Below are 15,978 nucleotides of genomic sequence, written 5' to 3' on the forward strand. Positions count from 1 at the left end.
CAGGCTCATAACCTGAAGGTCCTAGGTTCAAATCCTAGCCCCGCAACCAAACACACCCGCCCCTCGGCCAAAACCGAGCGGGCGGGTTTTTTCGTGCCCAAACCACAACCCACCAGCCAGACAACCGGAGCCGCGCGATCTGGCCAACACTCGGTGTGCGGCGCCGGTCACCCCGGTCACCGGTGAGACGGGCGCCGCCGCGGGCGCCGGCATGACTTGCACCGAAGGCGGGCTTGCAGCACATTCGCCGGGCGGTTGCCGCCCTCGCGGAGCCACAGACGAATCGCGCGCGGGCGGCGAGAATGGACGGCCTGCCGCGGGCCACCTGTTCGCGCCCGCGGTCCTCCTCACCCATCCGGCGGTTAGCCCGGCCGAGAGCCGGCCGCCTGAAAGTTGCTCCCCATGGACAAGGTTCCGATCACGGCGAAGGGACACGCGGCGCTTGAGCTGGAGCTGAAGCATCGCCAGCAGGTCGAGCGCCCCCGCATCATCGATGCGATCTCCGAAGCGCGGTCGCACGGCGACCTGTCGGAGAATGCGGAATATCACGCCGCCAAGGAGAGCCAGTCCCTCAACGAGGGCCGGATCCAGGAGCTCGAGTCCCTGATCGCCCGGGCGGAGATCATCGACGTCTCCAAACTGTCCGGCAGCACGGTCAAGTTCGGGGCCGTGGTGAAGCTGATCGACGAGGACACCGAGGAAGCCAAGACCTACCAGATCGTCGGGGATCCTGAGGCCGACGTGAAGGCCGGCCGCATGGCGATCTCGTCGCCCGTGGCCCGGGCCATCATCGGCAAGGCGGTCGGGGACACGGTCGAGGTGAAGACACCTGGCGGCGCCAAGAGCTACGAGATCCTCGAGGTGACGTACCGCTGACGGTGACCGGGGGGCAAGCCCTCCAAGGTTGGCCGCGGCGGCTTGGGCGGCCGTGGCCCCACGGCCGTGCATGCGGCCGCCGCCGGATGAAGGGGGCAGGGGCGGTCGAAGTCCCGCTCCTGCGGCCCGATCTCGGTCCCGGGTGACGGCTGCCGCTAGCGGCAGCCCTGGAAGCGCTCCTGGCGCTGAATGTCGTCGATATAGGCCCGCTGCTGCCGGCTGAGCGGCACGGCCCCTTCCTGGTCGTAGCGGCAGCCAGCATTGCCGAAGGCCCTGATGGCGCGGGCCGTCTTGAAGCAATAGCCGGCCTCTTTGTAGACGGAGTTGCGCGCGTACCAGAGCTCATCGCAACTGGCCGCGAGGGCCGAGGCGGGCGCCAGCAGGCCAAGCGCCACGATTGTCCATCCACGCCGACCCATGCGCCCGATCCTCCGTTTGAGCCTATCAGAACCGCCGCGTGTTTCGGCCTGGTGTCGTGCGCCAGACCTCGCCCCGAGAGGGGGCCCCGGCGCCTCGGCCGGGGCTCAGGCCACCGGCACGCGCCAGATCTCCTCGGCGTAATCCCTGATGGTGCGGTCGGACGAGAACCAGCCGATCCGGGCTGTGTTCACGGCGCTCTGCCGCCACCAGGAGCGGGGCTCGGCCCAGAGCCGGTCGAGCCCGCGCTGAGCGTCCCAGTAGCTGTCGAAATCGTCCGTCACCATGAAGGTGTCGTGGTCCGACAGCCCCTGCACCAGCCCCGCATAGCGTGAGCGCTCGTCGGGCGAAAAGGCTCCGCCCCGCATGGCATAGAGCACCGAGGCGAGGCGGGGCGAGTTGGCGATCGCGTTGCGGCCGTGATGCGCGTCCGCGCGCCGCTCCGCCACCTCCGGAGCCGTGAGCCCGAAGATCGCGATGTTGTCCGGCCCGACCCGCTCCCGGATCTCGACATTGGCCCCATCCAGCGTCCCAACCGTGAGCGCGCCGTTGAGGGCGAGTTTCATGTTGCCGGTGCCCGAGGCCTCCATCCCGGCGGTCGAAATCTGCTCCGACAGATCCGCGGCCGGAATGATCAGCTCGGCCAAGCTCACATTGTAATTCGGCATGAACGCGACCGCGAGCCGGCCCTTCATGGCTGGATCGTTGTTCACCTTCTGGGCCAGGTCATAGGCGAATTTGATGATGAGCTTCGCCTGGTGGTAGCTCGAGGCGGCCTTGCCGGCGAAGATCTTGACCCGCGGTGCCCAGTCGAGCTCGGGCTCGAGCTTGATCGCCTCATAGAGAGCGGCCGTCTCGATCAGGTTGAGGAGCTGGCGCTTGTATTCGTGGATGCGCTTGATCTGGACGTCGAACATGGCGTCCGGATCGACGTCGATGGCCAGCCGCTCCTTGATCTCGCGGGCGAGGGCTAGTTTGTTGCGGCGGCGGACGGCCTGCAGGCGCTCGCGGTAGCCGGCATCGTCGGCCAGCCGCTGAAAAGCCGAGAGCGCGCCCGGGTCGTCCAGCACGGCCGGGCCCACCGCCTCGACCAGGAGTTCGGTCAGGCCGGGATTGGCCTGGTGCAGCCAGCGCCGGAAGGTGATGCCGTTGGTCTTGTTGCAGATCCGGTCCGGATACAGCGCATGGAGGTCGCGGAACACCGTTTCCCGCATCAGGTCGGTGTGCAGCGCCGAAACGCCGTTGACCCGGTGCGAGCCGAGAAAGGCGAGATGGCCCATGCGGACGCGGCGGCCGCTGTCCTCGTCGATCAGCGACACGCGCTTGATCAGATCGTCGGTGAGCGGGCGATCCTCGGCCAGCTTCTCCAGGTGCAGCCAGTTGATCAGGTAGATGATCTGCATGTGGCGCGGCAGCAGCCGCTCCATCAGGCCCGTCGGCCAGCTTTCCAGCGCCTCGGGCAGCAGCGTGTGGTTGGTGTAGTTGAGCGTGCCTGTCGTGATGCGCCAGGCCTCGTCCCAGGCGAGGCCGCGCTCGTCGACCAAGAGCCGCATCAGCTCGGCGACGGCGATGGCCGGGTGGGTGTCGTTGAGCTGGATCGCGGCCCTGTCGGCCAGATTGGTCAGGTCCGGATGGCGTTCCAGGTGCCGCCGGAGCAGGTCCTGCAGGGAGGCCGACGTGAAGAAGTATTCCTGCCGCAGCCGGAGTTCCTGACCGGCGGGCGTCGCGTCGCTCGGATAGAGCACGCGCGAGATCGCCTCCACGTTGGCCCGTTCCGCCATGGCGCCCACATAGTCGCCGTGGTTGAACGCCTCGAGCTTGAGCGGGTCGACGGAGCGGGCCGACCAGAGCCGGAGCGTGTTGACGCGCTTGCCGCGCCAGCCGACCACCGGGGTGTCGAAGGCGACCGCCATCACGGTCTCGCCGTGATGCCATGCGTGCCGGATCAGCCCGCCCGGCTGCCCCTGCATCTCGACCGAGCCGCCGAAATGAATCGGGTAAGCGATGTTGGGGCGCTCGAACTCCCAGGGATTGCCAAAGGAGAGCCAGTCTTCCGGGATCTCGTGCTGCCAGCCATCCGTCAGCACCTGCCGGAACAGCCCGTAATCGTACCGGATGCCATAGCCGTAGGCCGGCAGATCCAGCGACGCCATGGATTCCATGAAACAGGCGGCCAGCCTGCCGAGCCCGCCATTGCCGAGGGCCGCGTCGGCCTCCGCGAACTTCACCCGCTCGTAATCGACGCCAAGCCCGGCCAGGGCGTCGCGGACCTCGCCGACGAGGTCGAGATTGGAGAGCGCATCGCCAAGCAGGCGGCCGATCAGGAATTCGAGCGAGAAATAGGCGACCTGCTTCTGGTCGGCCGTGGTGCGCCGGATCGAGTCGAGCCAGATGTCGACGATGCGGTCGCGCACGGCGAGCGCGGTGGCCAGATACCAGTCGTGGTCCCGCGCGGCCTCGACGTCGCGGCCTGCCGCGTAGCGAATCTTGCCGAGGATCGCCTCGCGCATGGCATGGCCTGGGTCGCTCGCCGGGGTCGGGTGGGCGAGTTCACGGCCGTCGCTACGGCGCGAGGGCCCGGATTCGGTCTGTTGCGGCATGGCGTCAGGTCCGATTCGAGACGGCCGGTGCTTGTAGGCGGCCTCACTCCGGACCGCAATTTGTCGGGGCTGGCACAGGGCGCCGCGGGGGGAGGGGCCCGCCGAGGCCATGGCCGCCCGGTGTGGCCGGCACGCCCTAGCGGCGGGCGGGCCGGGCGGCTAGCAGTTGCATCAATGTGTAGACCATGAGGCGGCTCCCGCCGCTGCGGGGCCACCATGCAGGGTTCGGACGACGATGTCCGCCGAAAGCGCCTCAGGGCGGCTCTCCGGGAGAACTTGAAGCGCCGGAAGGCCCAATCCGGACCGGAGCGGCCGGCCGAGGTCGAGCCGGAGGCTGCGGAACCACCTCGCAGGTCGGACGGGGACGCCTCCGGGTCGTAAGGGCGGATCTTCGCCAGCCACCAAGGACAAGAGATGGACAGGATCAGGATTACGGGCGGCGCTCCCCTTCAGGGCACGATCCCGATCTCCGGCGCCAAGAACGCTGCCCTGCCCCTGATGATCGCCGCCATGCTGACCGGCGACACCGTCGAGCTGCGCAATGTTCCGCGCCTTGCCGATGTCGGGCTGCTGCTGCGGATCCTCGGCAATCACGGCGTCGACCACACGGTCACCGGCAAGCGTCCGGGCCAGACGGCCGAGACCGGGCAAACCATCCGGCTCGACGCCTCCTCCGTGATCGACACCTGCGCGCCCTATGAGCTCGTGTCCCGCATGCGGGCGAGCTTCTGGGTCATCGCTCCGCTGGTGGCCCGGTTCGGCGAGGCCTGCGTGTCCATGCCGGGCGGCTGCGCCATTGGGACTCGGCCGGTGGACCTCCTGCTGATGGCGCTCGAGCGGCTCGGCGTCACCATCGGCATCGACGGCGGCAACGTCCTGGCGAAGGCCCCGAAGGGGCTGCGCGGGGCCGAGATCACCTTTCCCAAGGTCACCGTGTCCGGCACGCATGTGGCCCTGATGGCCGCGACCCTCGCCGAGGGCCAGACGGTGATCGACAATGCCGCCCGCGAGCCGGAGGTGGTCGACCTCGCCGATTGCCTCAACAAGATGGGCGCTCGGGTCACCGGAGCGGGCACGTCCAGGATCGTCATCGAGGGGGTCTCGCGCCTGCACGGCACGACGCATACCGTGATGCCGGACAGGATCGAGACCGGCACCTACGCCATGGCCGTGGCCATGACCGGCGGGGACGTCCTCCTGGAGGGCGGCCGCCCCGAATACCTGCAAAGCGCCATCGACGTCCTGCGCCAGGTGGGCGTCGAGATCGACCCCACCAACGAGGGCTTGCGCGTGCGCCGCGACGGGGCGCGACTGCGCGCGGTGGATATCACCACCGACCCGTTCCCGGGCTTCCCGACTGATCTCCAGGCCCAGTTCATGGCCCTGATGACGCGGGCGCAGGGCACGTCCCGCATCCGGGAGACCATCTTCGAGAACCGCTTCATGCACGTGCAGGAGCTGGCCCGGTTCGGCGCCCAGATCCGGCTGGACGGAGACGCCGCCATGGTGGACGGGGTCGAGATGCTGAAGGGCGCGCCCGTGATGGCGACCGACCTGCGGGCGTCGGTGTCGCTCGTCATCGCCGGCCTCGCGGCCACGGGCGATACCGAGATCCACCGGGTGTACCATCTCGACCGCGGTTTCGAGGCGCTCGAGGCGAAGCTGTCCCGCTGCGGCGCCTCGATCGAGCGGCTGCGGGCGGCCTGATCCGGGCCGCGGCCGGTCCGTCCGGGCTTACGCGACCGGCGTCCAGATCACGTCGTCGACCCGCTCGGCACCGGCGGCCAGCATGACCAGCCGGTCGAAGCCGAGGGCAACGCCCGCGGCTTCGGGCATCCCGGCCAGCGCGAGCAGGAAGTCCTCGTCCAGCCGGTAGCGCTCGCCGTAGATGCGGGCGCGCTCGGCTTCCGCCGCCTCGAAGCGGGCCCGCTGCTCCAGCGGGTCGGTCAGTTCGCCGAACCCGTTCGCGATCTCGACCCCGCACAGATAGATCTCGAACCGCTCCGCGACGCGAGGGTCGTCCGGACACCGCCGCGCCAGGGCGGCCTCCTCGACCGGATAGCGCTCCAGCACGGTGGCGCGCCCGATGCCGAGCTTCGGCTCGACCCGCTCCACCAAGATGCGGGAGAACATGTCCGACCAGGTATCGTCGGCCGCCACCCGGATCGAGGCGGACCCGCAGGCCGCCCGCAGCGCCTCGGGGTTGGGCTCCCCGGATGCAGACATCGTGGCTGCGAGGTCGATTCCGGCGAGGCCGCGGAAGGCCTCCAGCACGGACAATCGTTGAGGCACGGCCAGCGGATCGCAGCTCCGCCCCCGGAACGAGAAGACCGGACGGGCCGCGGTCTCGGCGGCCAGCCGGATGCAGCTGAGTGCGTCCTCCAGCACCCGGCCATACGGTTCGCCGGCCCGGTACCATTCCAGCATGGTGAATTCCGGATGGTGCAGCGCGCCGCGCTCGCGGTCCCGGAACACGTGCGTCAGTGCGAAGGGGCGGGGCTCACCGGCCGCCAGCAGCTTCTTGAGCGCGAATTCCGGCGAGGTGTGGAGCCGGAAGGGATGGCGCTCGCCAGCCGGCGACTGCCATTCGGTCGCGAAGGCGTGCAGGTGCGTCTCGTTGCCGGGCGAGACCTGGAGCGCGGCCGGGTCGATTTCGGTGAAGTCGCGTTCGGCGAACCAACCCCGGATGGCCGCGGTGATCCTGTTGCGGAGCAGCAGCCGCGGGCGGCGGTCGCGGTGGACCTCCCGGTCCCACCAGGCGCTCATGGCGACGCCGGCACCAGCCCGTGGCGCAGCATCACCTCCCGCATGGCGGCGGGCTCCGGCGAGCCAGAGGCAACAAGGGCTGCAAGCTCGCGAAAATAGGCCGGGCCGAGCACGCCCGGCGTCAACACGTTGAGGCAGGTGGCGGGGGCTCCGCTCCGGTTCTCGAAGCCGTGCACGACGCCGCGCGGGATGAACAGGTGATCCCCCGGGGCGATCACGTGCTCCTCAGCCCCGAGGCGGAACACCAGGCGACCGGACAAGCCGTACACGGTCTCGTCCCAGTCGCGGTGGTGGTGCGGCACGGGCATGCGGCCCGTCGGCGCCACCGTCATCTCGAACAGGTCGAGGCTGCCGCCGGTGTCGTCCTTGCTGCGGAGGAAACGCAGCTCGAGACCACCAATCCGGATCACCTCGGCCATGTCAGCTTCCCTGCCCGTGTCACGCAACTGGCGCCGCTTCCCGAGATCGGCTAGTCCGGCGCCTAGCCCGTGGCGTCAGCGCGCCGCCGATCCTCTTCCTTCGGAAAGCCGCCACCTTGAAGGTCATCGCCTCCACTCTCCGCAAGGGCAACGTCGTCGAGGTCGACGGCAAGCTCTACGTGATCGTCACGGCCGAGAACATCCATCCCGGCAAGGGCACCCCCGTGACGCAGCTCGACATGCGACGCATCTCGGATGGCGTGAAGGTGTCGGAGCGCTACCGCACCACCGAGCAGGTGGAGCGGGCGTTCGTGGAGGACCGGGAGCACACCTTCCTGTATCAGGATGCCGAGGGGTTCCACTTCATGAACCCGGAAAACTACGACCAGCTTGCGGTGCCCAAGGCGGTGATCGGCGACAGCGCCCCCTATCTCCAGGAGGGCATGGCCTGCCAGCTCTCGGTCTATAACGGCACGCCCATCGCCATCGAGCTGCCCGCTCGCGTCACGCTCGAAATCACCGACACTGAGCCGACCATGAAGGGTCAGACCGCTTCCTCATCCTTCAAACCCGCCATGCTGTCGAACGGGGTCCGGACCATGGTGCCGCCGCATGTTGCGACCGGCACCCGCATTGTCGTGCAGACGGCGGACGGCTCCTATGTCGAGCGGGCCAAGGACTGAACGCCTCCCCGTGTCCGGGGCGTCGCTCCTGACCGACGCTCACGGCGCGCACCGCCGCGCCCGGCCGGGCGGAGCCGGCTGCGGGCGACGCATTGCGGGCCCCGTGCCGCGGGCCCCGGAGATTCCCGGGGGCCGCGATTGAGCGCTCCGCCGGCCGGCCTCAACGCCGACGTGCTGGCGGTCGCATCGCCGCCTATTCCCGAGGCGAGATCATGGGCCGGCCGCTACGGCGGGGAACACGGGCCGGTGCTGGACCTGACCCAGGCGGTGCCGGGCTATCCGCCCCACCCGGAGCTCGTCCGGCATCTTTCGGCAGGAGCGGCTGAGGCCGCCTCCTACGGCTACGGCAACATCACGGGCGACCTCGCCCTGCGCGAGCGCTATGCGGCCGAGGTTTCCGCCCTCTATGCGGGCACCGTCGGGCCGGACGAGGTGGCGATCACCACGGGCGCCAACATGGCGTCCTTCGCGGTCACGATGCTGTTGGCCCGATCGGGCGACACCGTGATGCTGCCGGTGCCCTGGTACTTCAACCATCAGATGAATGCCGGCCTGCTCGGAATTGGCGTGGTGCCGCTGCCTTGCCGGGCCGAGAACGGGTTCGTGCCCGACCCGGCTGAGGCCGAGGGGCTCGTCGGCCCCGGAACCAGGGCCGTGCTCCTGGTCACCCCCAACAATCCCACCGGCGCCGTCTACCCGGCCGCCGTGATCCAGGCCTTCGCGGACCTCTGCCGCAGGCGCGGCCTGTGGCTCATCCTGGACGAGACCTATCGCGAGTTCCGGGCGGACGGCGGCGCACCGCCGCATGACCTCTTTCGCGAGCCCTGGCAGGAGCACGTGATCCAGCTCTGCAGCTTCTCGAAGAGCTATTGCGTGCCCGGCTTCCGGGCCGGCGCGGTGGTGGCCGGCGCCGGGCTGATGCCGGAGCTCACCAAGATCCTGGATTGCCTGCAGATCTGTGCGCCGCGCGTGACCCAGGCCGGGCTGGCCTGGGCGATCGACGCCCTGCGCGGCTGGCGCGAGGGCAACCGGGCCCTGATGGCCGGGCGCGCGGCCGCATGCCGCCGCGCCTTCGCCGGGCTCGAGGGCTGGAAGGTCGACGCCCAGGGTGCCTATTTCGCCTACCTCCGCCACCCCTTTCCGGAGCGCTCGTCCTGGCAGGTGGCCGAGGCGCTGGCCGTGGAGCGGGGCCTGATCGCCCTGCCGGGAGCGGCCTTCGGCCCGGGCCAGGACCGCTACCTGCGGCTCGCCTTCGCCAATGTCGACGAGGCCGGGATCGTGGAGGCTGCGCGCCGGCTGGCCGAGGCCTGACGAGCGGGGACCGGAGCCGAGACTCCGGTCGGCGGGCTCAACCCGCCCGGGCGATCGGCACCACGTTGTGGAGCGTGCGGTCGGCATTATCGAAGAAGCGCCGGATGCCGCGCGCCGCCTGGCGGATGCGCTGTTCGTTCTCGACCAGCGCGATGCGGACGTATTCGTCCCCATACTCGCCGAAGCCGATCCCGGGCGCGACGGCCACATCGGCCTTTTCGATCAGGAGCTTGGAGAATTCGAGGCTGCCCAGGGAGCGGAATTTCTCCGGGATTTCGACCCAGGCGAACATGGAGGCGGACGGGGCCGGGATGGTCCAGCCGGCCTTGCCGAAGCTGTCGATCAGCACATCGCGCCGGCGCCGGTAGGTCGCCCGCATCTCGTCGATGCACTCCTGCGGGCCGTTCAGCGCCGCCGTCGCGGCCACCTGGACCGGGGTGAACGCGCCGTAATCGAGATAGGATTTCACGCGCGCCAGCGCGGCGAGGAGCCGCTCGTTGCCGACCGCGAAACCCATGCGCCATCCCGCCATGGAGAAGGTCTTCGACATGGACGTGAACTCGACCGTGACGTCGATCGCCCCGGGCACCTGCAGCACGGAGGGCGGCGGCTCGCCGTCGAAATACACCTCCGAATAGGCGAGGTCGGAGAGAACGATCAGCTCGTGCCGTTTCGCAAAGGCGATGAGGTCACGGTAGAAATCGAGGGAGGCCACGAACGCGGTCGGATTGGCCGGGTAGCAGACGACAACGGCCAGCGGCTTCGGAATGGAGTGCTGGACGGCCCGTTCCAGCGCAGGGAAGAAGGCCGGGCTGGGCTCGGCCGGGACGGACCGGATCACGCCGCCGGCCATCAGGAAGCCGAAGGCGTGGATCGGGTAGGAGGGGTTCGGCACCAGCACCACGTCGCCCGGCGCCGTGATGGCCTGCGCCATGTTGGCGAAGCCCTCCTTCGAGCCGAGCGTCGCGACCACCTGGGTGTCCGGGTTGAGCTTCACGCCGAAGCGGCGGCCGTAATAGGCCGCCTGCGCCCGGCGCAGTCCGCCGATTCCCTTGGAGGCCGAATAGCGGTCCGTGCGCGGACGACCCGCCGTTTCGCACAGCTTGGCCACCACGTGCGGCGGGGCGGCGAGATCCGGATTGCCCATGCCGAGATCGACGATGTCGGCTCCACCGGCGCGGGCCGCCGCCTTGGCGCGGTTCACCGCCTCGAAGACGTAGGGCGGCAGCCGCTTGATGCGATGGAACTCGTGCATCCGGAAGGGATCCCTGTTGACCGCAGCCTCACTGAAGCCGGTGCGGAGGATTGTTCGGTGCTCTACCACCCCGTTCCCCTCAAGGGCAGGGGCGACTACTCGGCACCCTTGCGGCGAGCGGCCTCGTTGCGGGCGCGGATGCGGTCCATCTCGGCCTCCGCCGCCCCGACCTCGGCCTTGGTCTTGGCGCGGATCGCGCGCCGCGGCGCCGAGGTGCCCACCGGCACGTAATCTGCACCGGTCCGGCTTCGGGACACGAAGTCGGGGGCCGCCCTCGGCTCCCCGCCGGTGACGCCGGATGCGATCGCCAGATCGCGAACCGGATTGGCGTCGCCGGCGCAGCCGGCCAGCAGGAGCGTGCCGAACAGGGCGACGGCCGCTTTACGAAGGCTCTTTGACATGGAGAATGAACCGGAGCGCACGGATCGAGCTCGGACGAGCGGCGTTGTCCTCGGTTACGAGTGTGGCGCCGGCAAGGTTAACGAAATCGAAACGGGCCAGATGGCCAGGGACAGGAAACGCATGAGCGAGCCCAGACCGGACATTGCTCGGGATGCGCCGGCCCCGGATTTCGAGGCCCTGTCCCGCAACCTCGCCCTGTTCGTGCAGGGGGCCAGCAAGGCGACCGCGGCCTATCTGCGGCCGGCGGTGGAGGGCCAGAAAACGCCCGGCATCGCCGACGAGGTCGGGGAAATCGTCAAGACGCTGGGCGTGGTGGCGGAACGCTGGATGGTGGATCCGCAGCGCACCCTCGAAGCGCAGACTCGGCTCGGCACCCAGTTCCTGGACCTCTGGGCCTCGACGCTGAAGCGCATGCAGGGCGAGGAGGTGGCGGAGCCGGTCGCCCAGCCGGCGCCCCAGGACAAGCGCTTCGCCGATCCCGAGTGGTCGAAGAACGCCGCCTTCGACTTCGTCAAGCAGGCCTATCTCGTCACGAGCCGCTGGGCCGAGGCCATGGTGGACGAGGCGGACGGGCTCGACGAGCACACCCGGGCCAAGGCGCGCTTCTACGTCCGGCAGGTCTCGTCGGCCCTGTCTCCCTCCAACTTCGTCGCCACCAACCCCGAGCTTCTGCGCGACACGATGCGGGAGAGCGGCGCGAACCTCGTGCGCGGCGTCAACATGCTGGCCGAGGACATCGAGGCCGGGCGCGGCGAGATCAAGCTGCGCCAGACGGATCCCGGTCGTTTCAAAGTGGGCGAGAACCTGGCCGTGACGCCGGGCAAGGTGGTGTTCCGCAACGACCTGATCGAACTGATCCAATACGCGCCCGCTACCGAGACGGTGCTGAAGCGGCCGCTCCTGATCGTGCCGCCCTGGATCAACAAGTTCTACATTCTCGACCTCAATCCCGAGAAGAGCTTCATCCGCTGGGCCGTGGAACAGGGCCTGACGGTGTTCTGCCTCTCCTGGGTCAACCCGGACGAGCGTCAGGCCGAGAAGGGCTTCGACGCCTACATGCACGAGGGCGTGCTGGCGGCGCTGGACGCGATCGAGGCGGCCACTGGCGAGCGCAAGGTGACGGCCATCGGCTATTGCGTGGGCGGCACTCTCCTGGCCGTGACGCTGGCCTACATGGCGGCGCAGGCTGACGACCGCATCGACAGCGCCACCTTCTTCACCACCCAGGTCGACTTCACCCATGCCGGGGACCTGAAGGTGTTCGTGGACGAGCCGCAGGTCCAGGCGGTCGAGGCGATCATGAAAACGCGCGGCTACCTGGAAGGCGCCCGCATGGCCAACGCCTTCAACATGCTGAGGCCGAACGACCTGATCTGGCCCTACGTGGTCAACGTGTACCTCAAGGGAAAGGCGCCGTTTCCCTTCGACCTTCTGTTCTGGAACTCGGACGCGACCCGGATGCCGGCCGCGAACCACTCCTTCTACCTTCGCAACTGCTATCTCGAGAACAAGCTCTCGAAGGGCGAGATGGTGGTCAGCAATGTTCGGCTGGACCTCGGCCAGGTGACGATCCCGATCTTCAACCTGGCGACCCGCGACGATCACATCGCGCCGGCTAAGTCGGTCCATCTCGGCTCTCGGGCCTTTGGCGGCCCGGTCGATTTCGTGGTGGCCGGGTCCGGCCACATCGCCGGTGTCGTGAACCCGCCCGCCAAGCCCAAATACGGCTTCTGGACCGGGGAGGTGGGCGAGGGCTCGCTGGAGGATTGGCTCGGTCGGGCCGAGCAGCACGACGGGTCGTGGTGGCCCTACTGGTTCAACTGGATCGAGCGTCAGGCGCCGGAGCGGGTGCCGGCTCGCGAGCCGGGGTCCGGGGTCCTGCCGGCGCTGTGCGACGCGCCGGGCACTTATGTCAGGATGGCGTGCTGACACACAAAAGCGCGCGGCCCGAGCGGGTCGCGCGCCGATGGGTTCTCCGCGGAGACCTGGATCTCAGTGCTTGGCCACCACCGGCACCACGGCGGCGGCGACCTTCGGGTCGTCCCAGCGGTAGCGCAGGGACACGGAGAAGATGTCGGCCGAGACGCTGCTGTCGGCGTAGAACGGCAGAGGGCTGGCCGGCGAGAACAGGGGCGAGCCCGGCGCGATCCGGATCGCGCTGTCTCCGACGGCGAAGTAATGCGCGTAGGAGGCGCTGATGCGGAGCTTCTCGTTCCAGTCGTAGCTCGCGCCCACCGAGGCGATGATCCGGTCCGTGTCGGGCAGGCGCGTCGACCGGTTGCGGTTGCTGATGGGCGATTCCTCGTAGGCCACGCCGGCCCGCACCGCGAGGTTTTGGGTCAGCTGGTACTCGGCGCCGAGCGAGTAAAGGTAGCCGTCCTTGTAGGCGAGCGGGAAGGCCTGGATTGGGCCGGCCGTGACGAAGGCGGATTCGATGCCCTGCGTTCCGAGCCGGCTCCAGTTCATCCACTCGAAGCCCACGCTGACCTTCAGGTCGGGCGTGAGCTGCTGGGTGAGACCCACCGTCAGCATCTCGGGCAGGTTCAGGTTGACCTTGACCGGGAGCACCACGCCGGCCGCGAGGAGCGGGCTCGGGATGCGGAGCGTGCCGTTGACCTCGTGGTGGATGGAGGACCGGTAGCCGACGCCGATTGTGGTCCCTTCGAAGGGCTTGATGGTGACGCCGGCGGTGAAGCCCGCACCCCAGTCGCTGCCCTCGAGGATGACGTTCCGGTTGACCGGGCCGATGCCGCTGGCCGAGTTCAGGCGCACCTTCAGGTACTGGGCCGTGGGACCGATGCCGATGGAGAGCCAGTCCGTCACCTTCACGCCGATGATGGGCGTGAAGCTCAGGGAGGTGACCCGGGAGGAGCGGGAATAGGTCTGCCCAGCCCAGCGGTCGTTCGGCTTGGTGATGCTGCCGAACAGCGAACCATTGGCGAGGCCGACCCAGACGGTGTCGTTGACCTGATAGGCCAGGTAGCTGGCCGGCACGAAGGCATCCTGGCCGATATTGCCGGACGGGCCGAGGCCGAGCGCGGGCGCCGGTGTCGGCGCCATGGGCCTGATCTTCGCCTCGGGCGACACGTAGGTGAAATTGTACTCGCTCGAATAGCCCGGGTTCATGGTCACCGTCGCCGGGTTCCAGAACATGGACGAGATGCCCGGCATGCCCGAGGCGTTGCCGGCCCCGGCCGCGCCGATGGCGTTGGTGCTCTGGGTGCGCAGCCCGAAGGCGCCCGCCTGGGCGGCGGAGGTCATCCCGGCCATGGCCACGAGGGAGACGGCGCCAAGCAACAGATTGCGATGTTGCCTCATGAAATCCGCCCCTCGTGCCTGATCGGCTTCACGCCGTCGTCTTGGGGGAGAGGTTACATCCGCGCCTGATTGCCGCAATGTCGCCATGGTCACCATTGGGCCTGAATCGCGTCGTGCACGAAGCTTCCCGTCCCTACGTTGCGGCTGGGTCACAGTGTAACGAGCTCGCCCGGTCCGGCGGGGTTGCGGCGGTACGTCCAATCGGGGAACAAGAGGGGCAGGGGAGGACAAAGACATGAAGCTGGTGCGCTTTGGACAGCCCGGCGAGGAAAAGCCGGGCCTCGTCGACTCACAGGGTCTGATTCGTGATCTCTCGGGGATCGTCGCCGACATCGACGGCGCGACCCTCGCCACCTCGCTTGCTCAACTCCGCGGTGTCGATGTCGACATCCTGCCGAAGGTGCCGGCCGGCACGCGGCTGGGCCCGCCGCTGGCGCGGGTCGGCAACTTCATCGCCGTCGGGCTCAATTTCGCCGATCACGCGGCTGAGACCGGCTCCCCCATTCCGTCCGAGCCGATCCTGTTCAACAAGGCCCCGTCCTGCATCGTCGGGCCGAATGACGACGTGGTGATCCCGCGCGGGTCGAAGAAGACCGACTGGGAGGTCGAGCTCGCCATCGTGATTGGACGGCGGGCGAGCTACGTCCATGCCAACAACGCGCTCGACTACGTGGCCGGCTACTGCGTCTGCAACGACGTGTCGGAGCGCGAATACCAGATCGAGCGCGGCGGGCAGTGGATGAAGGGCAAGGGCTGCCCCACCTTCGGCCCGCTCGGGCCGTGGCTCGTCACCCCCGACGAGATCCCCGACGTGCAGAATCTCGCCATGTGGCTCGACGTCAACGGCGAGCGGATGCAGCGCGGCTCGACCAAGACCATGATTTTCGACTGCGCAAAGATCGTGTCCTACACGTCCCACTTCATGGTCCTGGAGCCCGGAGACGTGATCACCACCGGGACGCCGCCCGGGGTCGGACTTGGCATGAAGCCGCCGCGCTTTCTCAAGGCCGGGGACGTCGTGACACTCGGCATCGAGGGACTCGGCGAGCAGCGCCAGACCTTCGTACCCTTCCAGGGCTGAGGGCCGGGGGGTGACGACCGAGCTTCTGTTCCGCGACGACGCCTATCGGCGCGAATGCGAGGCCGAGATCGTCGCCCTGACGGCCGAGGGCGGCATCGTGCTCAGCCGCACGGTGTTTTACGCGCAAGGGGGCGGGCAACCCGGCGACGGGGGCTGGCTGCGTCTCCCGGACGGCAGCTCGGTCCCCATCGTCAACACGGCGTATGGGGCCGACCGGGCCACGGTGGTTCACCTGCCGGTGCCCGGCGCGCCGCTGCCCGGCCAGGGCGAGCCGGTCGCGGCGGTGCTGGACTGGGACAAGCGGTTCGCCCGCATGCGGGTGCATACGGCGCTTCACCTCCTCAGCGTCGTCCTGCCCTATCCGGTCACCGGCGGGTCCATCGGCGACGGCGACGGGCGGCTGGATTTCGACATCCAGGAGGCCGGGCTCGACAAGGCCGAGCTGACCGAGCGCCTGAACGGGCTGATCGCGCGGGACGCCGAGGTTCGCACGCGCTGGATCAGCGATGCCGAGCTCGACAGCAATCCGGGCTTGGTCAAGACCATGTCCGTGCAGCCGCCCCGGGGCTCCGGGCGGGTGCGTCTGGTGGAGATCGACGGCATCGACCTGCAGCCCTGCGGCGGCACCCACGTGCGGCGCACGGGCGAGATCGGCCCCGTTCAGGTCACCGACATCGAGAAAAAGGGCAAGCAGAACCGCCGCGTCAGGATCCGGCTCGGCTGACCCCAGCACGGCCGGCCGGCCCGGCCCGACGACAAGGGTGGATGTGATGACGCCGATCGAGCTTGTGACGCCGGCCTGGCTGGCGGACCGCCTGGGCCAGCCCGGCCTCGTCGTGCTGGACGGGTC

Annotated in this window: 14 protein-coding genes; 7 read left to right on the forward strand and 7 right to left on the reverse strand. The window is 68.9% G+C overall.

The window, feature by feature from the left end:
- The first annotated feature begins 402 nt into the window (after window positions 1-402).
- Complete coding sequence (gene greA / locus JWR86_RS08885; protein WP_299563825.1) at window positions 403-876, forward strand: transcription elongation factor GreA; 474 nt, start codon at window positions 403-405, stop codon at window positions 874-876.
- 155 nt (window positions 877-1,031) lie between these two features.
- Here greA and JWR86_RS08890 read toward each other — a convergent pair whose 3' ends face one another.
- Both JWR86_RS08890 and JWR86_RS08895 read right to left on the reverse strand, forming a co-directional pair.
- The gene (locus JWR86_RS08890) at window positions 1,032-1,295 is read right to left on the reverse strand and encodes a YARHG domain-containing protein (protein ID WP_299563828.1); all 264 of its coding nucleotides are present in this window, start codon (window positions 1,293-1,295) and stop codon (window positions 1,032-1,034) included.
- Between the two features lie 105 nt (window positions 1,296-1,400).
- A complete protein-coding gene (locus tag JWR86_RS08895; protein WP_299563831.1) occupies window positions 1,401-3,893 on the reverse strand; it encodes a glycogen/starch/alpha-glucan phosphorylase in 2,493 nt (830 codons plus the stop codon).
- Window positions 3,894-4,307: 414 nt separating this feature from the next.
- Here JWR86_RS08895 and murA point away from each other — a divergent pair, with 414 nt between their 5' ends.
- Window positions 4,308-5,600 carry a UDP-N-acetylglucosamine 1-carboxyvinyltransferase gene (gene murA, locus JWR86_RS08900; RefSeq protein WP_299563834.1) on the forward strand — a complete coding sequence of 431 codons (1,293 nt, stop codon included), beginning with the start codon at window positions 4,308-4,310 and terminating at the stop codon, window positions 5,598-5,600.
- A 27-nt stretch (window positions 5,601-5,627) separates the two neighbouring features.
- Here murA and epmA read toward each other — a convergent pair whose 3' ends face one another.
- Window positions 5,628-6,659: an EF-P lysine aminoacylase EpmA gene (gene epmA, locus JWR86_RS08905; protein ID WP_299563836.1), complete on the reverse strand. Its 1,032-nt coding sequence runs from the start codon at window positions 6,657-6,659 to the stop codon at window positions 5,628-5,630.
- On the reverse strand, window positions 6,656-7,078 hold the full coding sequence (locus JWR86_RS08910) for a cupin domain-containing protein (protein ID WP_299563839.1): 423 nt from the start codon (window positions 7,076-7,078) through the stop codon (window positions 6,656-6,658). The genes epmA and JWR86_RS08910 overlap by 4 nt, the downstream gene beginning before the upstream one ends.
- 116 nt (window positions 7,079-7,194) lie before the next feature.
- Between JWR86_RS08910 and efp the strand changes: the two genes are divergently transcribed.
- Window positions 7,195-7,761 carry an elongation factor P gene (gene efp / locus JWR86_RS08915; protein WP_299563841.1) on the forward strand — a complete coding sequence of 189 codons (567 nt, stop codon included), beginning with the start codon at window positions 7,195-7,197 and terminating at the stop codon, window positions 7,759-7,761.
- 138 nt (window positions 7,762-7,899) lie between these two features.
- Window positions 7,900-9,072 carry an aminotransferase gene (locus JWR86_RS08920; protein WP_299563844.1) on the forward strand — a complete coding sequence of 391 codons (1,173 nt, stop codon included), beginning with the start codon at window positions 7,900-7,902 and terminating at the stop codon, window positions 9,070-9,072.
- Window positions 9,073-9,109: 37 nt separating this feature from the next.
- Here the strand turns inward: JWR86_RS08920 and JWR86_RS08925 are convergent, their stop codons facing one another.
- Both JWR86_RS08925 and JWR86_RS08930 read right to left on the reverse strand, forming a co-directional pair.
- Window positions 9,110-10,327 carry an LL-diaminopimelate aminotransferase gene (locus JWR86_RS08925; RefSeq protein ID WP_299563847.1) on the reverse strand — a complete coding sequence of 406 codons (1,218 nt, stop codon included), beginning with the start codon at window positions 10,325-10,327 and terminating at the stop codon, window positions 9,110-9,112.
- A gap of 95 nt (window positions 10,328-10,422) precedes the next feature.
- Window positions 10,423-10,728, reverse strand: a complete 306-nt coding sequence (locus JWR86_RS08930) for a hypothetical protein (protein ID WP_299563849.1) — start codon at window positions 10,726-10,728, stop codon at window positions 10,423-10,425.
- A 121-nt stretch (window positions 10,729-10,849) separates the two neighbouring features.
- Between JWR86_RS08930 and phaC the strand changes: the two genes are divergently transcribed.
- A complete protein-coding gene (phaC, locus tag JWR86_RS08935; protein WP_299563852.1) occupies window positions 10,850-12,658 on the forward strand; it encodes a class I poly(R)-hydroxyalkanoic acid synthase in 1,809 nt (602 codons plus the stop codon).
- Window positions 12,659-12,721: 63 nt separating this feature from the next.
- On the opposite strand, the gene JWR86_RS08940 is transcribed toward phaC, so the two are convergent.
- Window positions 12,722-14,047 (reverse strand): outer membrane protein transport protein, encoded by a 1,326-nt coding sequence (locus tag JWR86_RS08940; RefSeq protein WP_299563855.1) that lies wholly within the window; start codon window positions 14,045-14,047, stop codon window positions 12,722-12,724.
- Between the two features lie 235 nt (window positions 14,048-14,282).
- On the opposite strand from JWR86_RS08940, the gene JWR86_RS08945 reads away from it, so the two are divergent.
- Together JWR86_RS08945 and JWR86_RS08950 are read left to right on the forward strand one after the other, a co-directional pair.
- Window positions 14,283-15,128: a fumarylacetoacetate hydrolase family protein gene (locus tag JWR86_RS08945; protein ID WP_299563857.1), complete on the forward strand. Its 846-nt coding sequence runs from the start codon at window positions 14,283-14,285 to the stop codon at window positions 15,126-15,128.
- Window positions 15,129-15,138: 10 nt separating this feature from the next.
- The gene (locus JWR86_RS08950) at window positions 15,139-15,852 is read left to right on the forward strand and encodes an alanyl-tRNA editing protein (protein WP_299563860.1); all 714 of its coding nucleotides are present in this window, start codon (window positions 15,139-15,141) and stop codon (window positions 15,850-15,852) included.
- Window positions 15,853-15,978 lie beyond the last annotated feature (126 nt).

The organism is Enterovirga sp. (assembly GCF_028290205.1).
Classification (GTDB): Bacteria; Pseudomonadota; Alphaproteobacteria; order Rhizobiales; family Beijerinckiaceae; genus Enterovirga.